General features: G+C 71.0%; 21 protein-coding genes. 11 read left to right on the forward strand and 10 right to left on the reverse strand.

The features are described 5' to 3' along the window. The first annotated feature begins 126 nt into the window (after nucleotides 1-126). The 3 genes from ABZ990_RS06335 to ABZ990_RS06345 all read left to right on the forward strand — a co-directional run bounded on the left by ABZ990_RS06335 (nucleotide 127) and on the right by ABZ990_RS06345 (nucleotide 3512). On the forward strand, nucleotides 127-981 hold the full coding sequence (locus ABZ990_RS06335; protein WP_361226124.1) for a biotin--[acetyl-CoA-carboxylase] ligase: 855 nt from the start codon (nucleotides 127-129) through the stop codon (nucleotides 979-981). A gap of 455 nt (nucleotides 982-1436) precedes the next feature. After that, nucleotides 1437-2594 (forward strand): adenylate/guanylate cyclase domain-containing protein, encoded by a 1158-nt coding sequence (locus ABZ990_RS06340; protein ID WP_361226127.1) that lies wholly within the window; start codon nucleotides 1437-1439, stop codon nucleotides 2592-2594. 66 nt (nucleotides 2595-2660) lie between these two features. Continuing rightward, entirely contained in the window at nucleotides 2661-3512 is an 852-nt protein-coding gene (locus tag ABZ990_RS06345) for an enoyl-CoA hydratase-related protein (protein ID WP_361226130.1), read from the forward strand. 140 nt (nucleotides 3513-3652) lie between these two features. Here ABZ990_RS06345 and ABZ990_RS06350 read toward each other — a convergent pair whose 3' ends face one another. After that, entirely contained in the window at nucleotides 3653-3940 is a 288-nt protein-coding gene (locus tag ABZ990_RS06350; RefSeq protein WP_361226132.1) for a hypothetical protein, read from the reverse strand. A 272-nt stretch (nucleotides 3941-4212) separates the two neighbouring features. Here ABZ990_RS06350 and ABZ990_RS06355 point away from each other — a divergent pair, with 272 nt between their 5' ends. The 4 genes from ABZ990_RS06355 (at nucleotide 4213) to ABZ990_RS06370 (ending at nucleotide 8636) form a co-directional block, all read left to right on the forward strand. Further along, on the forward strand, nucleotides 4213-5340 hold the full coding sequence (locus tag ABZ990_RS06355; RefSeq protein ID WP_361226135.1) for a sensor domain-containing diguanylate cyclase: 1128 nt from the start codon (nucleotides 4213-4215) through the stop codon (nucleotides 5338-5340). A 202-nt stretch (nucleotides 5341-5542) separates the two neighbouring features. After that, on the forward strand, nucleotides 5543-5995 hold the full coding sequence (locus ABZ990_RS06360; protein ID WP_361226138.1) for a hypothetical protein: 453 nt from the start codon (nucleotides 5543-5545) through the stop codon (nucleotides 5993-5995). Next, on the forward strand, nucleotides 5995-8073 hold the full coding sequence (locus tag ABZ990_RS06365) for a DUF6571 family protein (RefSeq protein WP_361226141.1): 2079 nt from the start codon (nucleotides 5995-5997) through the stop codon (nucleotides 8071-8073). The genes ABZ990_RS06360 and ABZ990_RS06365 overlap by 1 nt, the downstream gene beginning before the upstream one ends. After that, entirely contained in the window at nucleotides 8073-8636 is a 564-nt protein-coding gene (locus tag ABZ990_RS06370; RefSeq protein ID WP_361226144.1) for a hypothetical protein, read from the forward strand. The genes ABZ990_RS06365 and ABZ990_RS06370 overlap by 1 nt, the downstream gene beginning before the upstream one ends. 126 nt (nucleotides 8637-8762) lie before the next feature. Here ABZ990_RS06370 and ABZ990_RS06375 read toward each other — a convergent pair whose 3' ends face one another. Next, nucleotides 8763-9281, reverse strand: coding sequence for a MarR family transcriptional regulator (locus ABZ990_RS06375; RefSeq protein ID WP_361226147.1), 519 nt, complete (start codon nucleotides 9279-9281; stop codon nucleotides 8763-8765). Between the two features lie 145 nt (nucleotides 9282-9426). On the opposite strand from ABZ990_RS06375, the gene ABZ990_RS06380 reads away from it, so the two are divergent. Then, complete coding sequence (locus tag ABZ990_RS06380) at nucleotides 9427-10782, forward strand: multidrug effflux MFS transporter (RefSeq protein WP_361226150.1); 1356 nt, start codon at nucleotides 9427-9429, stop codon at nucleotides 10780-10782. A gap of 1117 nt (nucleotides 10783-11899) precedes the next feature. Here ABZ990_RS06380 and ABZ990_RS06385 read toward each other — a convergent pair. Then, nucleotides 11900-12574: a hypothetical protein gene (locus ABZ990_RS06385; RefSeq protein WP_361226153.1), complete on the reverse strand. Its 675-nt coding sequence runs from the start codon at nucleotides 12572-12574 to the stop codon at nucleotides 11900-11902. A gap of 227 nt (nucleotides 12575-12801) precedes the next feature. On the opposite strand from ABZ990_RS06385, the gene ABZ990_RS06390 reads away from it, so the two are divergent. Beyond that, nucleotides 12802-13365: a nitroreductase family protein gene (locus ABZ990_RS06390; RefSeq protein ID WP_361226155.1), complete on the forward strand. Its 564-nt coding sequence runs from the start codon at nucleotides 12802-12804 to the stop codon at nucleotides 13363-13365. A 64-nt stretch (nucleotides 13366-13429) separates the two neighbouring features. On the opposite strand, the gene ABZ990_RS06395 is transcribed toward ABZ990_RS06390, so the two are convergent. The 6 genes from ABZ990_RS06395 to ABZ990_RS06420 form a co-directional block, all read right to left on the reverse strand. Beyond that, nucleotides 13430-14005, reverse strand: coding sequence for a 2OG-Fe(II) oxygenase (locus ABZ990_RS06395; RefSeq protein ID WP_361226158.1), 576 nt, complete (start codon nucleotides 14003-14005; stop codon nucleotides 13430-13432). Next, nucleotides 14002-15381, reverse strand: a complete 1380-nt coding sequence (gene cysS, locus ABZ990_RS06400; protein ID WP_361226161.1) for a cysteine--tRNA ligase — start codon at nucleotides 15379-15381, stop codon at nucleotides 14002-14004. Before cysS ends, ABZ990_RS06395 begins: the two co-directional genes overlap by 4 nt. Beyond that, entirely contained in the window at nucleotides 15378-16373 is a 996-nt protein-coding gene (locus ABZ990_RS06405) for a hypothetical protein (protein WP_361226164.1), read from the reverse strand. The genes cysS and ABZ990_RS06405 overlap by 4 nt, the downstream gene beginning before the upstream one ends. A 131-nt stretch (nucleotides 16374-16504) precedes the next feature. After that, complete coding sequence (locus ABZ990_RS06410; RefSeq protein WP_361226167.1) at nucleotides 16505-17626, reverse strand: sugar-transfer associated ATP-grasp domain-containing protein; 1122 nt, start codon at nucleotides 17624-17626, stop codon at nucleotides 16505-16507. 126 nt (nucleotides 17627-17752) lie between these two features. Continuing rightward, nucleotides 17753-17956, reverse strand: a complete 204-nt coding sequence (locus tag ABZ990_RS06415; RefSeq protein ID WP_361226170.1) for a hypothetical protein — start codon at nucleotides 17954-17956, stop codon at nucleotides 17753-17755. Further along, a complete protein-coding gene (locus ABZ990_RS06420; protein ID WP_361226173.1) occupies nucleotides 17953-18168 on the reverse strand; it encodes a hypothetical protein in 216 nt (71 codons plus the stop codon). Before ABZ990_RS06420 ends, ABZ990_RS06415 begins: the two co-directional genes overlap by 4 nt. A 254-nt stretch (nucleotides 18169-18422) precedes the next feature. On the opposite strand from ABZ990_RS06420, the gene ABZ990_RS06425 reads away from it, so the two are divergent. Next, nucleotides 18423-19763 (forward strand): helix-turn-helix transcriptional regulator, encoded by a 1341-nt coding sequence (locus ABZ990_RS06425; protein ID WP_361226176.1) that lies wholly within the window; start codon nucleotides 18423-18425, stop codon nucleotides 19761-19763. Between the two features lie 409 nt (nucleotides 19764-20172). Further along, nucleotides 20173-21714 carry a histidine ammonia-lyase gene (gene hutH / locus ABZ990_RS06430; protein WP_361226394.1) on the forward strand — a complete coding sequence of 514 codons (1542 nt, stop codon included), beginning with the start codon at nucleotides 20173-20175 and terminating at the stop codon, nucleotides 21712-21714. Between the two features lie 211 nt (nucleotides 21715-21925). Here the strand turns inward: hutH and ABZ990_RS06435 are convergent, their stop codons facing one another. Further along, entirely contained in the window at nucleotides 21926-22291 is a 366-nt protein-coding gene (locus ABZ990_RS06435; protein WP_361226178.1) for a hypothetical protein, read from the reverse strand. Between the last annotated feature and the right edge of the window lie 63 nt (nucleotides 22292-22354).

A 22354-nucleotide genomic window follows, 5' to 3' on the forward strand; every position in this document is an offset into this window, starting at 1 on the left:
AACGAAGAAACCCCGCGAAAACGGTGAAGTGACTTCGAATGGACTACTGCTGGGCTACTGCCCCGTAGCGTATCGGCGCCTTTACGGTTCGGCAGTGCGGCGTTTGCCACACCTACGCTGACTTGCATGACGACCTCCCACGACTCCGCCGGACGCTGGTCCGACCTCGAACGCCCCCCGCTCAACCCCACCGCCCTGCGCCGCGGCCTCGTCCTGCCCGGCGGCGGTCTGTGGACCTCGCTCGACGTGGTCGAGTCCACCGGCTCCACCAACAGCGACCTGGTCGCCCGCGCCGGCGAACTCCCCGAGGGCGCGGTGCTCGTCGCCGAGGCGCAGACCGCCGCGCGCGGCCGGCTCGACCGGGGCTGGACCGCCCCGCCCCGCTCCGGGCTCTTCGTCTCCGTCCTGCTCAAGCCCGAGGTGCCGATGCCCCGCTGGGGCTGGCTGCCACTGCTCACCGGCGTGGCCGTCGCCACCGGCCTCGGCCGCGCCGCCGGCGTCGACCTGTCCCTCAAGTGGCCCAACGACGTGCTCGTGCGCGTCGACGGCGAGGAACGCAAGACGGGCGGCATCCTCGCCGAGGGTGCCGGCGGCCACGGCGTGGTGGTCGGTTTCGGCCTCAATGTGAGCCTGCGCGCCGACGAGCTGCCCGTCCCCACCGCCGGATCCCTGCTCCTCGGCAACGCCGTCTCCACCGACCGCGACACCCTGCTGCGGTCCGTCCTGCGCTCGCTGGAGACCTGGTACGACGCGTGGCAGCGGTCCGGCGGCGACCCCGTCGCGTCCGGACTCCAGGCGGCGTACACGGAGAAGTGCGCGACCCTCGGCCGCCGGGTGCGGGTGCAGCTGCCCGGCGAGCGGATGCTGGAGGGCGACGCGGTGGCGGTCGACGCGGACGGGCGGATCGTCGTGGAGACGGAGGGCGGCGGGACGGAGGCCGTCGCGGCGGGCGACATCGTGCACCTGCGGGCGGTGGGCTGACACCTGCGGGTGGTGGACCGACCTGCCTGGCGCTGAGCTGACACCTGCGGGTGGTGGACCGGCACCTGCGGGTGGTGGGCTGAGCGAGCGGGGCGGGTGGGGCGGGTGGGCCCGGCGGGCCGGGCCCCGGACCCGGCGCGACCGCCCCGCGGACCGGGTCCGGGGAGGGCCGTGGCCAAAGCTTTCCCAGCTCCACGCGTGCGTACGGCGTACGACCGCCTGAGCGGCGGCGCACTGCGGCATATGCCAGGTTCACGTGCCCGGACGGCGTCCCCGGCGCCCACGCGTGCGTGGCGCCATACCTGCCTCTTCCGTGCGGTGCGCGACCGGTTCCCGCGTGAGCCAGCCCACACCTGTCGTATCGTGGGGTCGATTCGCGGCAGCGTGCTGCACGCGGCGCGACGCACGCGACAGAACGGCAGGACAGTGGGCAGGGAACGGGCAGGAGGCGGCCGGTGACCGTCGACGACGCGAACAACGGCGGCGGGACGGAACCAGCCGGTCCACCGGGCCCACCGGCCTACCCCACACCGCACCATGTCGTCGACCACACGGCGGAGCCGACCGACGACCCCCTCGCCATCCGCCTCGAACAGCTCATCCTCGGCGCCGACCGCCGCTACACGCCCTTCCAGGCCGCCCGTACCGCCGGCGTCTCCATGGAGCTGGCCTCCCGTTTCTGGCGCGCCATGGGCTTCGCCGACATCGGCCAGGCCAAGGCGCTCACCGAGGCCGACGTCCTCGCGCTGCGCCGGCTCGCCGGTCTGGTCGAGGCCGGGCTGCTCAGCGAGCCGATGGCCATCCAGGTCGCCCGCTCCACCGGCCAGACCACCGCCCGGCTGGCCGAATGGCAGATCGATTCCTTCCTGGAGGGGCTGACCGAGCCGCCCGAGCCCGGGATGACCCGCACCGAGGTCACGTATCCCCTGGTCGAACTGCTCCTGCCCGAGCTGGAGGAGTTCCTGATCTACGTATGGCGGCGCCAGCTCGCCGCCGCCACCGGCCGGGTCGTGCAGGCCGCCGACGACGAGGAGATGGTCGACCGCCGGCTCGCGGTCGGCTTCGCGGACCTCGTCGGCTTCACCCGGCTCACCCGCCGCCTGGAGGAGGAGGAGCTCGGCGAGCTGGTCGAGGCCTTCGAGACCACCTGCGCCGACCTGGTCGCCGCGCACGGCGGCCGGCTCATCAAGACCCTCGGCGACGAGGTCCTCTACTGCGCCGACGACGCGGGCACCGCCGCCGAGATCGGGCTGCGGCTCATCGAGACCCTCGGCCACGACGAGACGATGCCCGCGCTGCGCGTCGGCATCGCGTTCGGCACGGTCACGACCCGGATGGGCGATGTCTTCGGTACGACGGTGAACCTGGCCAGCCGGCTCACCTCGATAGCCCCGAAGGACGCCGTGCTCGTCGACAGCGCCCTCGCCGAGGAGCTGACCCGCACCGGCGACGCCCCCGTCTCCGAGACGCGGGCGGCGGAGGAGGCCGCGCGCGCCGAGAAGGAGGGCGGACCCGTTCCCTCGTACCGCTTCGCGCTCCGGCCGATGTGGCAGCGCCCCGTGCGCGGACTCGGGGTCGTGGAGCCCTGGCTGCTGAGCCGCCGCCCGACCTAAGATCTCCGGTGAAGATCCGTTAACAACCGTTAACAGGGCTGAGCTGGGCTGGGAGGGCGTGCGGTCATGGCGGAAGAGCTGGGGCAGTCGGGGCGGTCGGAGCAGTCGGAGCAGTCGGGGCGGCCGAGTGAGGTGCGCTTCGGCGAGTTCGTCGCGGTACGGCGGGACGGCGACGGCCACGTCGCCGAGCTGGTCCTGGACCGGCCGAAGGCGATGAACGCCGTCTCCTCGGAGATGGCCCGCTCCATCGGCGCCGCCTGCGCCGCGCTCGCCGCCGACCCGAACGTCCGGGTCACCGTGCTGACCTCCTCGAACGACCGGGCCTTCTGCGTCGGCGCCGACCTGAAGGAGCGCAACTCCTTCACCGACGCCGACCTGGTCCGGCAGCGGCCCGTCGCCCGCGCCGCGTACACCGGCGTCCTGGAACTGCCCATGCCGACCGTGGCCGCCGTGCACGGCTTCGCCCTCGGCGGCGGGTACGAGCTGGCGCTGTCCTGCGACGTGATCGTGGCCGACGCGAGCACCGTCGTCGGGCTGCCCGAGGTGTCGGTGGGCGTGATCCCCGGCGGCGGCGGTACGCAGCTGCTGCCGCGCCGGGTGGGCGCGGCCCGCGCCGCCGAGCTGGTCTTCACGGCCCGCCGGGTGGAGGCCGCCGAGGCGCGCGAGCTGGGCCTGGTGGACGTGCTGGCCGAGGACGCGCGCGAGGCCGCCCTGGAGCTGGCCGGGCGGATCGCGGGCAACTCGCCGGTGGGCCTGCGGGCCGCGAAGAAGGCCATGCGCCTCGGCCAGGGCCTGGACCTGCGGGCGGGCCTGGAGGTCGAGGACGCGGCCTGGCGGTCGGTGGCCTTCTCCGGGGACCGGGCGGAGGGTGTGGCGGCGTTCAACGAGAAGCGGAAGCCGCAGTGGCCCGGTGTTTGAGCGGGGTCCGATCGGCGTCCGATGGGCGTTTGATCTGTGCTTGAGCGGTCTCTGATCGGTTGATGACTGGCATATGACCGGCGCACGGCCGGCGGGTGGTGACGTTCCGGCCGTTGCCGTTGCCGCCGCCCGTCCGCCGGTCAGTACCGCACGACCCACCAGCTGCCGTTGCCGAAGACGTCCTCGCACTGGTAGTCGTGCTCCTCGTCCTGCTCGGCGTACCGCTCGGCGGCGGGCGCGCAGGTCTCCTCGTCCGGATAGCCGCTGCCGGCGCTCCCGCCGTCCCACAGACAGGTGCGGGGCTCGCCGACGTGGGTGGGCGGCGAGCCCGGGAGGCAGTCCTGGGCGGCGGCCGTGAGGTCGGTGGACGGGAACGCGAAGGCGGCGAGAGCGGCGGCGGCGGTCACCGCGAGCAGGGTCCGCTTCATGGATGCACCTCTCGGTGGGGCGGTGGGGCGGTGGGGCGGTGGGGCGTGAGTCGGCTGGCGTCGGAGGTCCGAGGGCCCGGGCCCCGGGGTCCCGGGCCCGGAGCCTGGGCGACCTGGGGGAGTCGCCTCCCTTCGGCGGGAGCGCCGGAATGGGCATCGGCGCGGGCGGGGCCCGGCTTGAGCGCCCGCCCGGGGGTGCCGTCTCCCCTCCGGTGTGACTTTTCGTGACGTCCCGGAAGGGAAAACGAATCAAACGTCCCTAAGCTGGAGGAATGGGTGAGGACGTGCGACTCCGGGCCGTCGTGGCGCTGGCACAGGGGATGTCGGCGGCGCACACTCCGCGCGAGTTCTGGCTGGCCGGCGCGCAGGGCGCGTGCGACGCGCTGGGCGGCGACTTCGCCGCGCTGTCCGTCTGGCAGCGGGACAGGGGCCGGCTGAAGGTCCTGGTGAACGCGGGGGCGCGGGCGCCGGGCGAGGAGGAGTTCCCGGACTCCGAGACGTATCCCGTGCATCACTTCCCGGAGATCACCGAGTTCCTGCACGAGCAGTGGGCGGGTGGCGGGGCGCCGGACGCCTGGGTCGAGACGGCCGACGACCGGGTGCCGACCGCCCGGGTCGCCGGCCTGCGGCGGCGCGGGCGCGGCAGTTGCGTGGTCGCGCCGGTGGTGCTGCACGGCAGGGCCTGGGGCGAGCTGTACGTGGCCAGGCCGGCCGGCGTGCCGCCCTTCGACCGGGACGACGCCGAGTTCGCGACCGTCCTCGCGGCGGTCGTCGCGGCCGGGATCGCCCAGGCCGAGCGGCTTGCGGAGGTCCGCAAGCTCGCCTTCACCGACCCGCTGACCGGCCTCGCCAACCGGCGCGCCGTCGACACCCGGCTCGACGAGGCCATCGAGCGCTACCGGGCCGACGGTTCCGTGGTGAGCCTGATGGTCTGCGATCTGAACGGCCTGAAGAGCGTCAACGACACCCACGGGCACGCGGCCGGCGACCGCCTGCTGGAACGCTTCGGCTCCGTACTCTCCCGCTGCGGCGCCATGCTGCCCGGCGCCCTCGCCGCCCGGCTCGGCGGTGACGAGTTCTGTCTGCTGACCGTCGGTCCCGGCGCGGACGAGGTGGTCGCGGTCGCCGAGGAACTGTGCGTACGGGCGGCCGAGTTGGAGCTCGGTGAGGGCGTCGCCTGCGGGGTCGCGTCCACCGGTGACCCGATCGGCCCGCTGAAGTCCGCCCGCCGTCTCTTCCGTCTCGCCGACGCGGCCCAGTACCAGGCGAAGGCCGCCCGCTCCACCAAGCCCGTGGTCGCGGGCCGCGACGGCACCGTCGTCCCGCTCGCCGACGCCCCGCCGGAGACGCGCGACCGCCGCCGCTTCCGCGACGCGCCGCCGGCGCGGCCGGAGTCGTAACGTCGTCTGGCCGTCGGGTTGCCCTGGCCACCGGGAACCCGGGGCGAAGATCAACGTCCTGTCACAGCTTCGTCATTCTTTCTACGCGACTGTCGAACGAGATCAACTTCGGCACTACGGTCTAGGGTTCGAATGCCGGGCTGAAAATCGACGGCTTCTGTCCGGAACGGTGAAGTGGCGCAACCACGGGGGAAGGGGTCCGATGGCCTGGGACGAGTGGAATCAACTCAAGGAGAATGCCGCCCAAAAGGGAAGCACGGCGATGCAGTTGAACCGTGTGCCCGACAGTGACGGCCCGAGCGGACCGCCGCCCGGCGGCGACCTGACGGTCGACCAGCAGGACCTCGCCGCCGTGGGCGACGCGGCGTTCCGTCTCTTCGACCGTCTGGGCAAGCAGGGCCGTGACGCCTGGTCCGCCAGCCAGACCGCCGCGCAGAGTCTGCGGACCCAGGGGTTCGCCCTGGGTGACGCGCTCGACCATGTGCAGGAGCGCTGGGAGGCGCAGCTCAAGACGCTGCTCGACGCGTGCGCGCACGTCTCCAACCACATGGACTTCACGCAGGGCGCGCACGCCGGCGACGAGCACTACATCTACGGCACCGTCAGCAGCATCGCGACCCTGGACGCCGGCTTCACCGAGAGGACGCAGCGCTGATGGACATCGACACGTTGCGCAACGGCGACTTCGCCCAGCTCGCCGCCGCCGTCACCGCCTGGCAGACCGTGGTGACCAACCTGGAGTCGCTGGACAAGGACGCGCGCGAGGACATGAAGGCCAAGGCCGACAAGGCCAAATGGACCGGTGTGAACGCCCAGGTCTCCCGTGAGTTCATCACCAAGACGGCGCACGAGTTCACCGACGCGCACACCGAGGCCAAGACCATCTACGACATCCTCCACGACACCCACGGCGAGTTGGTGAGCTACAAGCAGCAGCTCGACCAGGCCCTGGAGCGCGGTCGCGCGAAGAACCTCACGGTGGCCCGGATTCCCGGCGGCTTCACCGTCACGATGATGGTCCACCCGGACCGTGCCGCCGCAGGCTACGACGTACCGGACCACTCCACCCAGGACGCCGAGCAGCTCCGGGACGACGTGAAGGTCATCCTGGACCGGGCCACGGAGAGCGACTCGACGGCCGCCGCCGTCCTGCGCGCCATCGTCGACCAGGCGCAGACCGGTTTCTCGGGGGCGAAGTACGGCGACCGCGATTCCGCGGTCGAGGCGATGCGCAAGGCCGACGAAGCGGCCAAGCTCATCAAGGAGAAGGGCGACACGATGTCGCCCGAGGAGTTCCAGAAGCTGAACGGGCTGCTCGCCTCGTACAAGGACGACCCGCTGTTCCAGGAGCGGTTCGCCACCGAGGTCGGTCCGAAGAAAATGCTGGAGTTCTGGGCGGACCTGTCGAGCCCGGACACCACCAACGACCTGACCCGTACGCAGTTCGACTCGCTCGGCGACTTCCAGAAGAACCTCGGCTACGTCCTCGGCGGTGCCACCCAGTCCGACAGTCCCGCCATGCGCAAGTGGGAGGACGACATGCTGGCCGCGGCGGGGCAGCGGTACAAGACCGGCCACATGGGCGAGATCTACGGGTACCAGCTCATGAGCAGCCTGATGCGCACGGGTGACTACGACGACCAGTTCCTCGCGCGTTACGGCGACAACCTGGTGGCCGAGGAAAAGAAGATGAAGCACCCGGAGTACTTCTGGAACAACCAGGCGATGACGAACTTCGACGGCAAGGAGTTCGGGCGCGACCCCATGTCGGGCTTCATGATGGCCCTCACCAACAGCCCGGACGCGTCGACGGCGTTCTTCGGCTCGAAGGATCCGCAGGACAACGCGGAGTGGGTGCTCAAGGGCCGTGGCGGGCACGGGTACTTCGACGACTCGCCGCTGGACAAGGGCCCCAACGAGGGGCTGGACGCGACCGGCAAGGCCCTGTTCGCGGCGGTGTCGGGGGTCTCCGACCCGGAGACGAAGGGCGTGTTCCCGGAGCACTCGCCGGAGCAGCGTGAGGTCTTCAAGAACTCCCTGGGCATCCTGGCGAGCACCGGCAACGACTTCCCGTCGGAGATGCGCGACAGCATGGCGTACGCCATCGGCAACCACGGCGACTGGGCCCACGAGGTGATGAGCGACCCGGTGGGGCACCAGAAGGAAGCCGGCGAGCTCATGGAGGTCAGCAAGCAGATCTCGCGCAACAGGGAGGACTACCAGATCCTCACCGAAGGCATGCATCAGACGCTCGTGACCGACATCCTCACGGAGAAGGATCACCCCGAGGACAGCCTGGACCGCGCCGGGCGCTCGGTCGGCTTCCTGGAGGAGGCCCGCTACCAGGCCAGGAACGACGAGAAGGACGGCGACCTCACCGACGCCTCGTGGAAGAAGGCGTGGAAGTACCACGTCGTGGGTGGTGTCCTGAACGCGGCGGGCGGCCCCTGGGGCGACACCCTGCAGCGTGGGGTGGACGTGATCACCTCCGCGCAACTGGAGGACGAGCAGGGCCGGATCAACAAGGCGGCCACCGACGACCACACCAAGACGTACCAGAACCGCAGCGGGGAACTGAGGGGCCTCGCGGACCTCTGGTACAAGGAGAACACCGACTGGGCCGAGGACCCGAGGCACGAGGGCTACTCCAAGAACCACGGCGTCTACTCGCAGATCGAGGGCGCGGCCAACGACGGCAACAAGAAGGCCGAAGGGGTGTCGGGCGACCAGTGATGAACGCATCGCTTCGCCGCGCGTCGGGCGCGGCTCTCACGGTGTGCCTCGCCGTGTCTCTGGCGGGGTGCGGGATCGACCGGGGCTACGAGGTCCCCAAGGAGTTGTGCGGGGTCGGCGTCGACCAGAAGCTGTTGGACCCCTTCCTCGTCGACGGCGACAAGCTGGAGACCACCGGCGGCTCCGTGATCGCTCCCAAGGGCGCCAAGACTTGGGGGAAGTGTCAGATCAGCGTGGACGGGGAGGTGCTTCTCTATCTGTCCGTCGAGAAGGTCGACAAGCTCTACGATCCGATGGCCAAGCAGGATGAGTTCCGCTTCACCAACCGGGAAAAGATGGACGGTCTTCCGTTCAAGGGCCTTGGGGCGCTGGGGGATTCCAGTGCCATGGTCGGTACGGGTTGTGCCGCTCCCGGCGCCGCTCCCGACGCCGATCATCTCGTCGTGTTCGTGGACGCGTCCGTGAAGCCCGCGGGCGACGCCGGCGAACGCCGCGCGTACATCAAGAACTACACCCTGGACTTCGCGTCGAAGGTGAAGAAGGCGCTCGGCTGCACGGCCTGACCCGGCCGCCGCTTCCTCCGCGTACCGACTCTCGCGCGTACTGACTCCCCGTATCCCGTATCCCGTACCCCGAACACCGAACACCGCAGCGCCCGGACGGCCGACCGTCCGGGCGCTGCGGCGCTTCTACGCGGGACGTGCGGCGGTGCGCCCGGCCCTGAGGGCCGTGGACAGCGCGCGCAGCGCGGGGGTGGCCGAGGCGAGGGCGGCGCGTTGGTCCGGGGGGAGCGCGGCCAGCGAGTCGGCGAAGATCTCGGCCCACGCCTGCTCGATCAGCGCCATGCCTTGCGTCGCCCCCATGGTCGGGAAGAGCCGGACCGCGCGGCGGTCGCGCGGGTCCGGTTCGCGGCGGACGAGTCCCTGGCCCACGAGTCCGCGCACGGTGGTGCTGACGTTGCTCGCGTGCAGTCCCAGTTCCTGGGCCAGCGTGCCGACGCCGATGCCGGGGGATTCGAGTACCTGGCGGAGCACTTCGAGGTCGGACGGCGGCAGTGGCGGCAGCCCGGCCTCGGTGACCCCGAGCGACCGGAAGGCGCGCCCGAGCGCGTACAGGGCGGGTGTCAGTTCCCTCGCCTCGCGCAGGAGCGCGGGGTCTCCCGCTGCCGCGCGTCCCGCCGCTTCATCCGGTGCCTTGCTCGCGTCCATGCGGTGATCGTAGTCTCGTTCGCCATCTCCATATAGTTATATAGCTATAGGGAGTTGAGAGTGCACGCCCTCGCCCCATGCCCCATGCCCCACGCCCACACCTCAATCCACACCCCAACCTCACTCACGGGAGCAGGAGCACGAGATGTCCTTACCGTCCACCGAGGGCGCGCCCCCGCGCCCCGCCGCGCTCCCCACGGCGACGCTGGCGCTGCTGTCGTTCGTCATGCCGCTCGCCACGGACCTGTACCTCCCGGCCTTCCCCGCGATGGCCGACGACCTGGGAACCGACGCCTCCGGCGTCCAACTCACCCTCACCGCATTCCTGTTCGGTGTCGCGGCCGGCCAACTGGTGCTGGGACCGCTCTCCGACCGCCTCGGACGCCGCAAGCCGATCCTCGCCGGGGCCGCCGTGTGTGCCGTGGGTACCGCGCTGTGCGCCATGGCCCCCAGCCTCGGGGTGCTGATCGTGCTGCGCTTCGTGACCGGCTTCAGCGGCGCCGCCGGGCTGGTGGTGGGCCGGGCCGTCGTCTCGGACGTCGCGTCCGGCGCCGTGGCGGCCCGGCTCTTCGGCGTACTGACGACCCTTGGCGGCATCGCCCCGATCGCGGCCCCGCTGGCCGGCGGCGCGGTCGTGACCCATGCGGGCGGCTGGCGCGGCGCGTTCTGGGTCCTGGCGGTCGCGACGCTGCTGATGTTCCTGGCCGCGCTGTTCTTCGTACCCGAGAGCCTGCCCGAGGAGCGCCGCCGCCCCGGCGGCGGCTCCACTCTGCGAGCAGCCTGTGCGGTGCTCGGCGACCGTGCGTACGTGGGCTACACCCTCGCGTTCTCCTTCGCCTGCGGCGCGCTGTTCTGCTACATCGCGGGCTCGGCCTTCCTGCTCCAGAACGTCCTCGGTTTCACGGTGGGCCAGGCGTCCCTCGCCTTCTCGCTCGGCGCCCTGACCGCGACCCTCTCCAGCGCCGTGGGCACCCGCCTCGTCGGCCGGTACCACCCGCGCCTGCTGCTGCGCGCCGGACTGACCGTCCTGCTCGCCGCCACCACGGCGGCGCTCCTGGTCACTCTTTCGGGGCGACTCGGCCGGGCCGCCGCGCTCGGGCTCATCGGGCTCGCGTTTCTCGGCATAGGACAGGTCTTCGGTACGGCCACGGCCCTCGCCCTCGAACGCGTTCCCCAGGCGGCCGGAACCGGCTCGGCCGTCCTCGGCACCCTTCAGAGCCTCCTGGGCGGCATCGCCGCACCCCTCGTCGGCCTGGGCGGCGCGCACACGGCGGTGCCGCTGTTCGCGGGCATGGCGCTGTGCTCGCTCCTCGCCGTACTCGCGCTGCTGCTCACCCGGGGTGCGTCCGGGTCCTCGGGCGGGAACCGGGACGGGAGCGGGGGCGGGCGCGGGGTGGGAGGTGCACAGGGCACAGAGGGTCTCGTCCCCGACCGGCCGGAACAGCATCGGTTGGACATGCCGTTCGCTCGCGCACTCCCGGGTGCCCAACAGCCGGGCTGACACATGCCGTTCGGCGGGTGTGGGGGCGGGTGGGGGCTCGGGAGGGGCCGGAGGCGGGACTTCGCGCAGCAGGTAGCGGACGAGGCCGCCGGGTCGGTGTACGGGGGTGCCGTTCCTGGGCAGGCCGCGCCGTACGTGGTCGCGGACGGCGGAGGCACTGTGCCCGGCCGCAAGCCAGGCGGCGGTGAGGCGGGCGAGTTCGTTCCGCATGCCCGGCGGGATGTGCCGCAGGGCGGGGGAGAGGGCGGGCAGCGAGCGGATGAACTCGCGGGCTTCCGCAGGCACTTCGGGGTCGGGGTCGGGGTCGGGGCGGGGGTCGGGGCGGGGGTTGGGGCGGGGTGCGGGCTCCGGCCTGGGAGGCGGCTCCGGCTCCGGCTCGGGACCCGAGCCGGGTTCGGGATCCGGCTCGTACCCGGGGTCGGGCTCGTACCCGGGGTCGGGTTCGGGATCCGGCTCGTACCCGGGCTCGGGCTCGGGCTCGGGCGGATGGATGGAGGTGTCTTCACCAAGGTCTTTCTTTGGATGACCGTCGGTGAGCCGACCCGTCGGTTCACCGACGGCCGGATTTCCGGCACTCGGTGTGGACTCGGGCTGGAGGGTGAGCGCGAGCGTCTGTACGAGGAGCTCGGCCCCCGCCTCCTCGCTCAACGGTTCGTTGGTCACGAGCTGTTGGGTCTTCCACTGCCCGCGGCCCACTTGGACCCGACGCTCGTGGAGGAAGCCCTCCGCCATCAACTGCCGCTTCGCCCGCGTGAACGCGCATCCCCCGATGTGGGCCCGTTCAGCCGTTCGGGACAGGTTCTCCTGCGTGTCCGGCGGCAGGGAGAGTTGCCAGGTGAGGATCCGAACAGCGTCGGAACCGAGACGCGGATGGCGGATGATCTCGTGCGCCAACTGGGAGAAGGCGCGCTTGGGCGCGATAAAGTGCCGGTACATCACGGTGGAATGTCTCTTCCACTAGTGCTTGAGGCCCTCGCTGATGGTTGCCGCCATCGCGGGGGCCGATTTACGGGCACAGTACCGCACGCAGAGTGCCCCTAAAGACACGCTGTGTAAATAGGATTCTGCTACGAGAGCCCCCGGCCGCCCGGCCCCGGCCGCAGGCCCCTCGGGGGCGTCAGCCCTTCGGGAGGGGGCGGATGCCGGGGTCGAAGGTGGTCCGGAGGTAGATGCGGGTGCGATCGGGGGCGTACTCGTGCGCGAACAGGCGGGAGCACCTCTCGTCCGAGGTGTCGTACGGATCGGTGAGGTCCTTCGGGCCGCTGGGGCAGAGGCCGCCGTACCGTAGATCCTGCTTGAGCGACTCCGGCTGTGGCACTCCGAGGTGTGTGAAGTCCCGCTCGGGCGAGCCGACGTCCCCTGGCTCGGGGGTCAGCCACTTGCCGGACGTCGGATGCTTCTTGAGATACGCCTCGGCCTCGGCCCTTGTCAGCGTGAAGGTGAGCAGGCCGGTATCGACGCGAGAGGTGACCTGGTAGGCGGCCTTGGCGTCCCGGGCCGTGGCCGGGATCTCGAAGCCCATGTGCGCGCTCATCCACGCGGGCGTGATGCCCTCGGCCCACCGGCCGTCGTGGAGCCATCCCCGTTCCTCGTCCGACCTGCCATTCGCGGGCGAACACGCGCTGATCGCGGTGCCCGCCAGGATCAGCGCGACGGCGGCCAGGCCCGCGACGAGCCGCCCCCGCCGGCGGTTGCGACCGGTGTCGCGTCCATCGCCGGGCCTCGCGGACGCCCCGTAGAGAGAAAGGGCAGCCACCGTCGCCTCGGAGCTCTCCTGCTCGTCCCGCGCCATGAGACCCCCCCGCTTCCGGTTGATCGGAGACCGGCCCCTCGCTGACCTCTCGTCATCCAACACGCAAGAAGAGTCGGCGAGTTCGACGAAATGGTTGCATCCGGAAAGGGATTCGTCTCATCTCTTCGCAAGTCCCCCACGCCGCCAATGCCATCGGCCGCCGCGCCCGCCCCGGTGGCCGATGGGTGGCCGGAATAGGCACATGGGGCGGCGAGTTGCACCGGGACATGCGTCGCGATCACGAACCGTCGGACGGTCTCCACCCTTTGCTGGCGGACCGGTTCAGCCCCTACCGGTTCGATCCGTCGGTCACCGTCGACGACCGCACCCTCGGCCTGCTGCTGGAGGCCGCGCGATGGGCGCCGTCCGCCGGGAACTCCCAGCCGTGGGGCTTCTTCGCGTGCCGCCCCGGTGAACCGGACCACGAGCGGGTGGTCCGCCACCTCGCCCCCAGCTCGGCCCGCTGGGCGACGGGCGCTGGCCTGCTCGTCGTCACGCTCACGCGCCGCCAGGTGGACGAAAGCGGCTTGGCCTACTCGGAGTTCGCGGACTACGACCTCGGCCAGAGCGTCGCCCACATGACCGTCCAGGCCCAAGCGATGGGCCTGTCCGCCCACCAGTTCCGCGCCTTCGACCTGGAGGGCCTCACCAAGGAACTCGGCCCGGCCCCGGGCTGGTTCGTCGTCTCCATGATCGCCCTGGGAAAGGCGTCCGACTCCCCACCGGAGCACCGCCCCCGCCGCCCGATCACCGACCTCCTCACCGCCCCCTGGTCCCCCACCCCCTCCTGACGACGCCCCCAGTCGCGCCTCCGCCGGCCGGACCGGCGAAGACGCGGAGACCGCGCGGACGCGGTCAGCCGGAGGCGTCGCCCACATGCGTGCGGATCACGAGCGTGCAGCGCTCGCCTCGTACGATCGGCCGCACGCCGTGCACATGGTCACGGGTCGCGGGGAACGCGACCAGGCTGCCGCACGGAGGCTTGAACTCCCGGGGCGGGTGCTCGAAGAACAACTCGCCTCCGCCGTACGCGTCAGGTGAGTTGAGCCAGACGACCATGGTGAGGTCACCGCCCACGACGGGCTGCCCGTTCGTCCTGGCGCGCGCCCGCTCGATCTCCGTGACCTCGTCGTGGTGTGCCACGAACCCGACGCCGACTCCGTAGCGGTAGATCACGGCCGGCTGTCCGGGGATGCTCCGCGGGCGGACGCCGAAGTGGCCATGGATGGGGGCGGCGCAATGAGACAGCACCGCTTCCTCCAGGGGGACGGGAACCCGCACGTATGCACTGTCTCTCAATGAAGAGTCGACGACACCCTGGAAGCTGCGTCGCCGAGGGGTCTCGTTCGTCGCGTGGTCCATGAGGGCCGCGCAGAGGTCGAGCGGGACGACCCCCTCCTGGAGAAGAGGCGAGCGGCGATGCCACGTCATGGAGTCGTCTCCTTCCTCCAGCGGGTGCCCTCGGGCGAGTCCTCCAGGGTGACGCCCTCGTGCGTGAGCCGGTCGCGAATGGCGTCGGCTTCGGCGAACCGGCGCTCCGCGCGCAGCCGGTCGCGTTCCATGACCAGGTCGTCGATGACCGTGTCCGTCTGCGGGGAACCGGGGAAGTCGAAGGTCCCGAAGAGACCGTCGACGTCCTTGAGCAGTCGCAGGGCGGCCGGTCCGGCCGGTTCCCCGGACTTGTTCTGGTCGCGGATGTACCGGAACAGGACGGCGAGGGCACCAGGGGTGTCGAAGTCGTCGTCCAGGTGCTTCCGCATGTCCCGCCAAGTCGACTCCGAACGACCGCTGTTGGCGGCACTGTCGGCGTGGTCGGTGTCGATGGCCCGGGCGAAGTTCTCCACCCGGCGGCGCGCTCCACGCGCCTGCTCCAGCGTCGAGTCGTTCAACTCCATGGAGGAGCGGTAGTGCTGGGAGAGGAAGGCGTACCGCAGGGTGCGGAAGTCGGTGCCGGCGAGCGCCTCGCGGATGGTGAGGAAGTTGCCGGTGCTCTTCGACATCTTCTCGCCGTCGACCCGGAGCAGACCGGTGTGCATCCAGTAACGAGCCAAGGGCTCGACGCCGGACGCCGCTTCCATCTGGGCGACCTCGGCTTCGTGATGCGGGAAGATGAGATCGACCGCGCCACCGTGCAGGTCGTACGAGGGGCCGAAGAACGTCTCCGTGATCGCGGTGTCCTCGATGTGCCACCCCGGACGGCCCGGGCCCAAGTCGGTTTCCCAGAACGGCTCGCCGTCCTTGCGCCCCTTCCATAGGGCGAAGTCGCCGGGGTTGCGCTTCTTGGAGTGGTCGTCGATCCGTGACACCGAGTCCTCGGGGCGCAGGTCGGTGCGCCCGGAGAGCTTGCCGTACGCGGGGAACGAGGCGAGGTCGAAGTACCAGCCGTCGTCGAGCCGGTAGGCGTGACCGCGTTCGATGAGCCGCTTGATCTGGTCGACGATCGCGTCGATGTGGTCGTGGGCCCGGGCGTGGATGTCGACGCGGGTGTTGCCCAGGGCCGCCATGTCCTCCCGGTACTGCTTCTCGAACAGGGCCGCGATGTCCTCCGGCGGGACGTCCTCCTCCGCCGCCCGGCGGATGATCTTGTCGTCCACGTCCGTGATGTTCTGGAGGTAGGTCACCCGGAATCCGCTCGACTCCAGGTAGCGGGCGATAAAGTCGAACTGCGTGTACGTCTTCGCGTGCCCGACATGACTCGGGCCGTACACCGTGGGTCCGCAGACGAACATCCGCACCTCGGGTGCCCGCTCGGGGCGGAACTCCTCCGTGCGGCCGGTCAGAGTGTTGTGGACCTTGATCGTCATCATGCCTCCTGTGCGAGTTGATCACGCAGCGTACTGGCACGGTGACGGGGCGGGTGCGGGGTGGCGGGCGGATCATCACATCGGGTGGGGGCGAAGCGGGTGGGGACGAAGTGGGGCGCGGGGACGGCGGTGAAGACGGCCGCGCCGGAACCGAGGAGCTGACGGTCGGCCTGCTGGTACGCCCTGCGGACGGCGGCGATCGCGCCCGGGGTCAGATCCATCCCGGTCGTGCGGCAGAACTCCTCCAGGGCCTCGCACCGGCGTTCCAGATCGGCCAGGGAGAGCGGGTCGCACTGCTGCGTCTCGGTCAACAGGGTCTGCTGCACGCTGTCGATCAGGCCGAGCGCACCGAGGGAGTGCAGCTTCCACTTCCTGTTCGGCAGCAGCAGGCCCGCCCGCGCGTACATCCAGTCCACGACCTCGTCGAGCGCGGCCGACAGGACGAAGTGGCCCGTGGGCGCGCCCACGCGCCGCGCCATGCGCAACGGGATCTCGCGTACGTCCCACGTGATCCGGTTGTGCAGTCGCCGGGCCTCCTCCGGCAGCGACCGCGCCAGCCGGCGCGCCTTGTGGGTGATCAGCGCGCCGAACGCACCGTCGCGGTCGAGCAGCGGCTCCCCCTTGTTCGCGTAGGCGTCGCACTTGTCGCTGTTCCAGAGGGTGCGGGAGTCCGCCTCGTACGCGAACAGCAGCTGATGGACGTTGACTTCCATGTGCCCCCAGGGGACGGGGAGGAGGAAGCTGAACTCCGGGATCCACGCCGGAAGACGATCCCGCACGAGCGCGTAGGTGTCCGCCGGACGCGGGCGCCACTCGTCCTCCTTGAGGGGAATGTCGAGGACGAGGGCGAGATCGAAGTCGGAATCGGTGCTGAAGCGGGTGACGTTGCGGGGCGTGACGGCCGAGGAGGACAGCACATAGAGCGCCTGGACCTCGGGCCGGGCCTTCAGCGCGTTCAGGAGGTCCTTGGCCGCCGCGCGAGCCTGTGTTCTCAAGTGATCCAAACGGACTCCTTGGCAGGGGCCGAGTCGAGGACTCGGCCGGGGGCCGGGAAAGGGGAGTGGGAAGGGAAACGGGAAGGGAAACGGGAAGGGGAGCGGGGAAGGAGAGTGGGAAGGGAAGCAGTTCAGGTGAGCGGGCGATCCATCACGGAGCGGAGCTCGGGCAGCAGACGCCGGGCGACTCCGCCGTGGGTCCGCTGGATGTGCGCCAGGGAGGGACTGCTGTTGCCTTCGATGACGACCGGGCCACCAGGGGCGACCGCGATGTCCCAGCCGATGAAGGGCGTCTGCGGGAACAGCGCCGCACAGCGGGCGGCCAGCTCACGGACGGCGTCCACATGCGCGATCCGGCGCCCGGCGAACGGCACCGAAGTGACCGGGTGGTGGGAGTGGGCGGCCAGGCGGCGGTCGTAGCCGCGACGGTCCAGCCGCCCGTCGGGCAACACCCGGATCTGCAAGCCGCCATCGGCCGAGTTGTCCGTCGCGCGGCCGGCGCCGCCGAGCTTCAGGAGGGTGAACAGAACCTCCGCCGAGGTTCCCTTCAGCAGCGTGATCACACGGAAGGTGTTCAACGCGTACGGGTTCAGCACGTCCAGATCGGGGTGCTGCCGTACGTGCTCCTCCACCAGCCAGCTCCCCCAACGGCGGGCGTATGCCGCGAGGGAGAAGTCCTCCTCGCCAGGCCGCACGATCACGACCCCGGCACCGCCGCTGGAGTAGCGGGCGGGCTTGACGACCACTCTTCCTCGGCTGGAGAACAGTCGGATCACCCGGTCGATGTCCAGGGGCCGGCCATCGGCAGTGACGCCGCCCCGGCGGTTGCCGCAGGCGAGGAGTGCGGGCTGGGGAATCCCGGCACCGGCCAGGATCCGCTTGCCGATCACCTTGTCGTCCAGGGTGACGAGATCGCGGTTCACGCGGGGCAGCAGCCGGTGGAACAGGACCGTCTCGGGCAGATACGAGCCGACCTCTTCGGCGGAGATGCCGTGCCGATAGACGCCGTACCGGACGTAGTGGAAGGGCAGACAGCGCCACCGGACGGATGTCGTCAGCAGTTCCTCGGCCATCCGGGCCGCACTCTTCCGGTTCTGCGTGCGGAGCAACACGGGAAGGTGCTCATGCCGTATCTGCCGGACCTGGTGGTGGAGGAATCGCGCCGCAGCGACTCGGGGCAGGACACGGGTGCGGAACCAGTCCTCGGCCAGGGCCTGTCGATGGTTGAAACCGCGATTCGAGGATGGGGTCATGTCGCGTTTCTCCTCTCTCCTCGCCTCAGCGAGCCGTGAGTCCACTCAGGGCGAGGACGAGCACGAGGGCGATGGCTGCGACGGCATCGGCGAGCGCCGCGAGCCACCGCGTCGCTTCGCGTCGGGTCATCGGACGGCCGTGACGTTGTCCAGCGCCGTCGACCAGGCGATGCCGTCCACGGGCTGGATGTGCGCGATACGGATGAGCCGGCCGCCGTGCTGCTCCTGGACGACGGCGGCGAGGATCCCCTCGCCCCGGCTGGCGATGTCCCGTACGAGGTGGTGGAGGAGGGGGTGGTCTTGTGGGCCCTCGGCGTCGGTCCGGCTCATTCCTCGGGCCCCTCTGGCGTCTCGGTCTCCTCGGGCCCCGGTTCCTCGGTCGCCGGCTGCTCGGGCCCCGGCTCCTCGGGCCACCGGTCGAGGAAGCGCTGCCAGCCGGCCTCGGCGCGGGCGCGGAGCGCGGGGCTCGGACCGGTCGACGGGTCGGTGGGTGTGTTCGGCCGCCGATGGGCGTCGGGGATCCGGTGGAGGGGTTTTCTCATCGGGGCCTTCTTCGGGGATTGGCACAGTCCGTCACCCGCACGGGCGTCGGTGACGGTCTGCGGTTCTGGGGGCCGTCCGGAGTGAGTGGGGCAGCCTGGTGCCCCACTCACTCCGGACGGCGTGATGCCAAGTGAACGGCGGTGGAGGCGGGCGCGGAACGTTTCCATGGGGTTTCTCCCGGCAGGGAAACCCCCGTTTCTTCCTCTCGTGCTCGTTAACCTCGTGACGACCGACAGAAGGCGGAGGCGCATGTATGTCCGATCCACTGGCTCCGCACCCGCTCACCTACGTCCGTGAGCGCAATGGCTGGGGGAAAGCGGACCTGGCCCGGCGAATGTGTGAGCGCGGGGCCGAGATGGGCGTGCCGCTGGCCACCAACCGGACCACGATCTGGAAGTGGGAGCGCGGGCAGATGCCCGACGCGGATGCCCAGCGGGTCCTGGCCGATCTCCTGGACATGTCCGAGCCGGATGTGCGTGGAGCGCCGTGGCCTCAATGGCTGCCTGTCTGGGAGTCGACAACTCTGCTGGAGCCGTGGACGCCCGCGGGTACCGTGAAGGTATTCGCTGATCTGGTCAGGAGTGGGCACATGGATCGTCGTGGTTTTCTGTCCATCACCGGCGCCGGGCTGACCGGTGTCGCCGCCAGCTGGGTCGCGGCGCCGCAGGCCTTCGCCACCGCGCTCGACGGCGATCGCGTCACCACCGAGATGGTGGCCACGATCGAGCAGCGTGTGAAGACCCTCCGGACGCTCGACGACCAGATGGGTGGCGCCTTCCTGTTGGACCAGGCCGCCGGTGATCTGGCTTTGATCACTGGCCTGTTGGATCACGGGCGATACACCCAAACAGTCGAACGGCGCCTTTACGGGGTGGCGGCGCAGGCGTCCTGTCTCGCCGGCTGGATGGCCTACGACAAGGGGCTGCGCTCCCTTGGGCAGCGCTACCTTGTCGGTGCCCTCCGCAGCGCGCGTAGTGCGGGGGACGACGGATTCGGCGCCTTCGTCCTGGCCGAGATGGGTGTCCATGTGTCCGACACCGGTGACACTGCCGCTCGTGTGAGGCTGATCGACACGGCGATCGACAACGCGCCGACGGACTTGCCTCCGGCAGCAGTGTCGTTTCTCTTTCTTCACCAGGCCGAAGCCCTCTCCAGGGACGGACAGGGCGTGGCTGCCGGCAAGGCGCTCGACCGGGCCTACAGCCTTTGGGCCGCACACCAGACGGGAGATCGTCCCGAGTGGCTCGGGTGGTACGGCGAGGCGCAACTCAAGTCCACGGAAGGCAAGATCATGCTGCGCTCCGGGCATCCGGAGCGGGCGACCAGTGCTCTCGTGGCCGCGATGAGGCAAGCTGCTCCGCGTGATCGTGCCGTTCGGTCCGGCCGTCTGGCCACCGCACGGTTGGCGGCTCGTGACCTGGACGGGGCCCTGGACGCCGCGAACGTGGGGCTGGAATTGCTGGAGGGGCGTGTGCGGTCCGACCGGGCGCGCGTCCAACTGACGAAGTTCAGCGAGCGCCTGATGCCGTACTCCTCCGTTCCGGACGTCCGCGAGTTCCACGACCGGCTTCGAGCGCTTCCGGTAGTCGCCTGAACGAGCTTGCCCACGTGCCCCGAGCCCGCCGTCGGACGAACCGTGGCTCGCGGTCCCGCGTGATGCGGGTCTGTGCCACCGGGCTGACCGACGGCATCTTCCGCGTCGGCGCCATCGCCTGACGGAACACCGATTCCCCCCCGGCCGCCCCGGCGTACTCCTCCCCGCGCCGGGGCCCCTCCATGTGGTGGGGCGGACCGAGGACGGATCGAGGGTGGACCAAGGAGGTCGAGGAAGGGCCGAGGGTCAGCCGGGGGCGGACCGGGAGTGCCCGGCGCGGCGGCCGACGCAGCGGCAGGTGGGGCAGCAGGTGGGGAGGCAGGTGGAGCGGCCCGCGCGGCGGTCGGCAGACGGATCAAGTCGACTAGTGACATGGGGCTCTTCAGTCCGTAGGGTGCTGAATATGGATATGCAGACTGTCGTCCTTGGGACGTCCGGCACCACCCCGCAGGACGTCGTCGCCGTCGCCCGCCACGGTGCGCGCGTCGAGCTGTCATCCGACGCCGTCGCGGCCCTCGCCGCCGCCCGTGCCACCGTGGACGCGCTCGCCGCCAAGCCCGAGCCGGTCTACGGCGTCTCCACCGGGTTCGGCGCCCTGGCCACCCGTCACATCGGCCACGAACTGCGCGCCCAGCTGCAGCGCAACATCGTCCGCTCGCACGCCGCCGGCATGGGCCCGCGCGTCGAGCGCGAGGTCGTCCGCGCGCTGATGTTCCTGCGCCTGAAGACCGTCACCTCGGGCCACACGGGTGTACGGCCCGAGGTCGCCCAGACCATGGCCGACGTCCTCAACGCCGGGATCACCCCGGTCGTCCACGAGTACGGCTCCCTCGGCTGCTCCGGCGACCTCGCCCCGCTCTCCCACTGCGCGCTCGCGCTCATGGGCGAGGGGGACGCCGAGGGCCCGGACGGCGTGGTCGCGCCCGCCGGCGAACTCCTCGCCGCCGCCGGCATCGCGCCCGTCGCACTCAAGGAGAAGGAGGGCCTCGCCCTCCTCAACGGCACCGACGGCATGCTCGGCATGCTGATCATGGCCCTCGCCGACCTCGACACCCTCTACAAGTCGGCCGACGTCACCGCCGCCCTCTCCCTCGAAGCCCTCCTCGGCACCGACAAGGTCCTCGAACCCGAGCTGCACGCCATCCGCCCCCACCCCGGCCAGGCCGCTTCCGCCGCCAACATGCTCGCCGTGCTCAAGGGCTCCGAGCTGACCGGCCACTACCAGAGCGGCGAGGCCCCGCGCGTCCAGGACGCCTACTCGGTGCGCTGCGCCCCGCAGGTCGCCGGCGCCGGCCGCGACACCATGGCGCACGCCCGGATGATCGCCCAGTACGAGCTGGCCGCCGCCGTCGACAACCCGGTGGTGCTCGCCAACGGCGAGGTCCGCTCCAACGGCAACTTCCACGGCGCCCCCGTCGCGTACGTCCTCGACTTCCTCGCGATCGCCGCCGCCGACCTCGCCTCCATCGCCGAGCGCCGCACCGACCGGCTGCTCGACAAGAACCGTTCGCACGGTCTGCCGCCGTTCCTCGCCGACGACGCCGGCGTCGACTCCGGTCTGATGATCGCCCAGTACACGCAGGCCGCCCTGGTCAGCGAGATGAAGCGGCTCGCCGTCCCGGCCTCCGTCGACTCCATCCCGTCCTCCGCGATGCAGGAGGACCACGTCTCCATGGGCTGGTCCGCCGCCCGCAAGCTGCGCACCACGATCGACAACCTCACCCGGGTCCTCGCCGTCGAGCTGTACGCGGCCACGCGCGGCATCGAACTCCGCCACGGCCTGAGCCCGGCGCCCGCCTCCGCCGCCGCCATCGCGGCCCTGCGCGCGGCCGGCGTAGAGGGCCCCGGCCCGGACCGCTTCCTCGCGCCCGACCTGGCCGCCACCGACGCGTTCGTCCGCGCGGGCCGGCTGGTCGCGGCGGTCGAGCCGGTGACGGGGCCGCTGGCGTGACCCGCCACCCGTAAACGCGTGAGCCCGTGAGCCAGTAAACGCGTAAACCCTGACCCTGATTCGTCACCTGTGGTCCCCTGACCGCACTCCTGGGGGTGACAGGGAGGCGACAGGGGGGGGGAGTGAGGGCCGTCCCGTACGGGGCGGCCCTTCGCCGTGCTCGCGGCGTACGCGGTACGGGGCTCACGCCCGGAGCGGACCCCGCGGCGGGTCAGGTACGAGGGCCGCCGAAGCGCCGTGTCGCCAGGGTGACGGAACCGGCACCCACACCCAGCAGGATCGTTCCGGCGAGGACGTACGGCGTGATGTCGCCGCCGATGGCGCGCGAAAGCCGCTCCGAGTCCTCGGCCGTGCCCGTGCCCGTGTCCGTGTTCTCGTCATCGTCGGCGTCGGCCGCGCCAACCGTGCCGGCCGAACCCGACAGGCTCGTCAGGTCCGCCATGTCCGCCACGGACGAGCCGGTGTCGTCCACCGGGCCCTGTTCGCCCGCGGTCTTCGCGGACGGTACGAACCACAGCGCGCAGAGCAGTGTCCCCGCCGCTACGGCGGTGAGCAGCGGGCGTCGTGCGACGGACACGATTTTTCGATCCCCCTTGCGGAAACCCGGAATTGACGGGTACTTCGATGCTAATGAACGCAG

This window comes from Streptomyces sp. NPDC046203, assembly GCF_040646255.1.
Lineage (GTDB): Bacteria > Actinomycetota > Actinomycetes > Streptomycetales > Streptomycetaceae > Streptomyces.

What these genes read in the sequence shown, in the direction of transcription:
- ABZ990_RS06335 (WP_361226124.1), top strand. Translation starts at nt 127, where the DNA reads ATGACGACCTCCCACGACTCCGCCGGACGCTGGTCCGACCTCGAACGC.
- ABZ990_RS06345 (WP_361226130.1), top strand. Translation starts at nt 2,661, where the DNA reads ATGGCGGAAGAGCTGGGGCAGTCGGGGCGGTCGGAGCAGTCGGAGCAG.
- ABZ990_RS06350 (WP_361226132.1), bottom strand. Translation starts at nt 3,940, where the DNA reads ATGAAGCGGACCCTGCTCGCGGTGACCGCCGCCGCCGCTCTCGCCGCC.
- ABZ990_RS06355 (WP_361226135.1), top strand. Translation starts at nt 4,213, where the DNA reads ATGGGTGAGGACGTGCGACTCCGGGCCGTCGTGGCGCTGGCACAGGGG.
- ABZ990_RS06360 (WP_361226138.1), top strand. Translation starts at nt 5,543, where the DNA reads ATGGCCTGGGACGAGTGGAATCAACTCAAGGAGAATGCCGCCCAAAAG.
- ABZ990_RS06365 (WP_361226141.1), top strand. Translation starts at nt 5,995, where the DNA reads ATGGACATCGACACGTTGCGCAACGGCGACTTCGCCCAGCTCGCCGCC.
- ABZ990_RS06370 (WP_361226144.1), top strand. Translation starts at nt 8,073, where the DNA reads ATGAACGCATCGCTTCGCCGCGCGTCGGGCGCGGCTCTCACGGTGTGC.
- ABZ990_RS06375 (WP_361226147.1), bottom strand. Translation starts at nt 9,281, where the DNA reads ATGGACGCGAGCAAGGCACCGGATGAAGCGGCGGGACGCGCGGCAGCG.
- ABZ990_RS06380 (WP_361226150.1), top strand. Translation starts at nt 9,427, where the DNA reads ATGTCCTTACCGTCCACCGAGGGCGCGCCCCCGCGCCCCGCCGCGCTC.
- ABZ990_RS06385 (WP_361226153.1), bottom strand. Translation starts at nt 12,574, where the DNA reads ATGGCGCGGGACGAGCAGGAGAGCTCCGAGGCGACGGTGGCTGCCCTT.
- ABZ990_RS06390 (WP_361226155.1), top strand. Translation starts at nt 12,802, where the DNA reads ATGCGTCGCGATCACGAACCGTCGGACGGTCTCCACCCTTTGCTGGCG.
- ABZ990_RS06395 (WP_361226158.1), bottom strand. Translation starts at nt 14,005, where the DNA reads ATGACGTGGCATCGCCGCTCGCCTCTTCTCCAGGAGGGGGTCGTCCCG.
- cysS (WP_361226161.1), bottom strand. Translation starts at nt 15,381, where the DNA reads ATGATGACGATCAAGGTCCACAACACTCTGACCGGCCGCACGGAGGAG.
- ABZ990_RS06410 (WP_361226167.1), bottom strand. Translation starts at nt 17,626, where the DNA reads ATGACCCCATCCTCGAATCGCGGTTTCAACCATCGACAGGCCCTGGCC.
- ABZ990_RS06415 (WP_361226170.1), bottom strand. Translation starts at nt 17,956, where the DNA reads ATGAGCCGGACCGACGCCGAGGGCCCACAAGACCACCCCCTCCTCCAC.
- ABZ990_RS06420 (WP_361226173.1), bottom strand. Translation starts at nt 18,168, where the DNA reads ATGAGAAAACCCCTCCACCGGATCCCCGACGCCCATCGGCGGCCGAAC.
- ABZ990_RS06425 (WP_361226176.1), top strand. Translation starts at nt 18,423, where the DNA reads ATGTCCGATCCACTGGCTCCGCACCCGCTCACCTACGTCCGTGAGCGC.
- hutH (WP_361226394.1), top strand. Translation starts at nt 20,173, where the DNA reads ATGCAGACTGTCGTCCTTGGGACGTCCGGCACCACCCCGCAGGACGTC.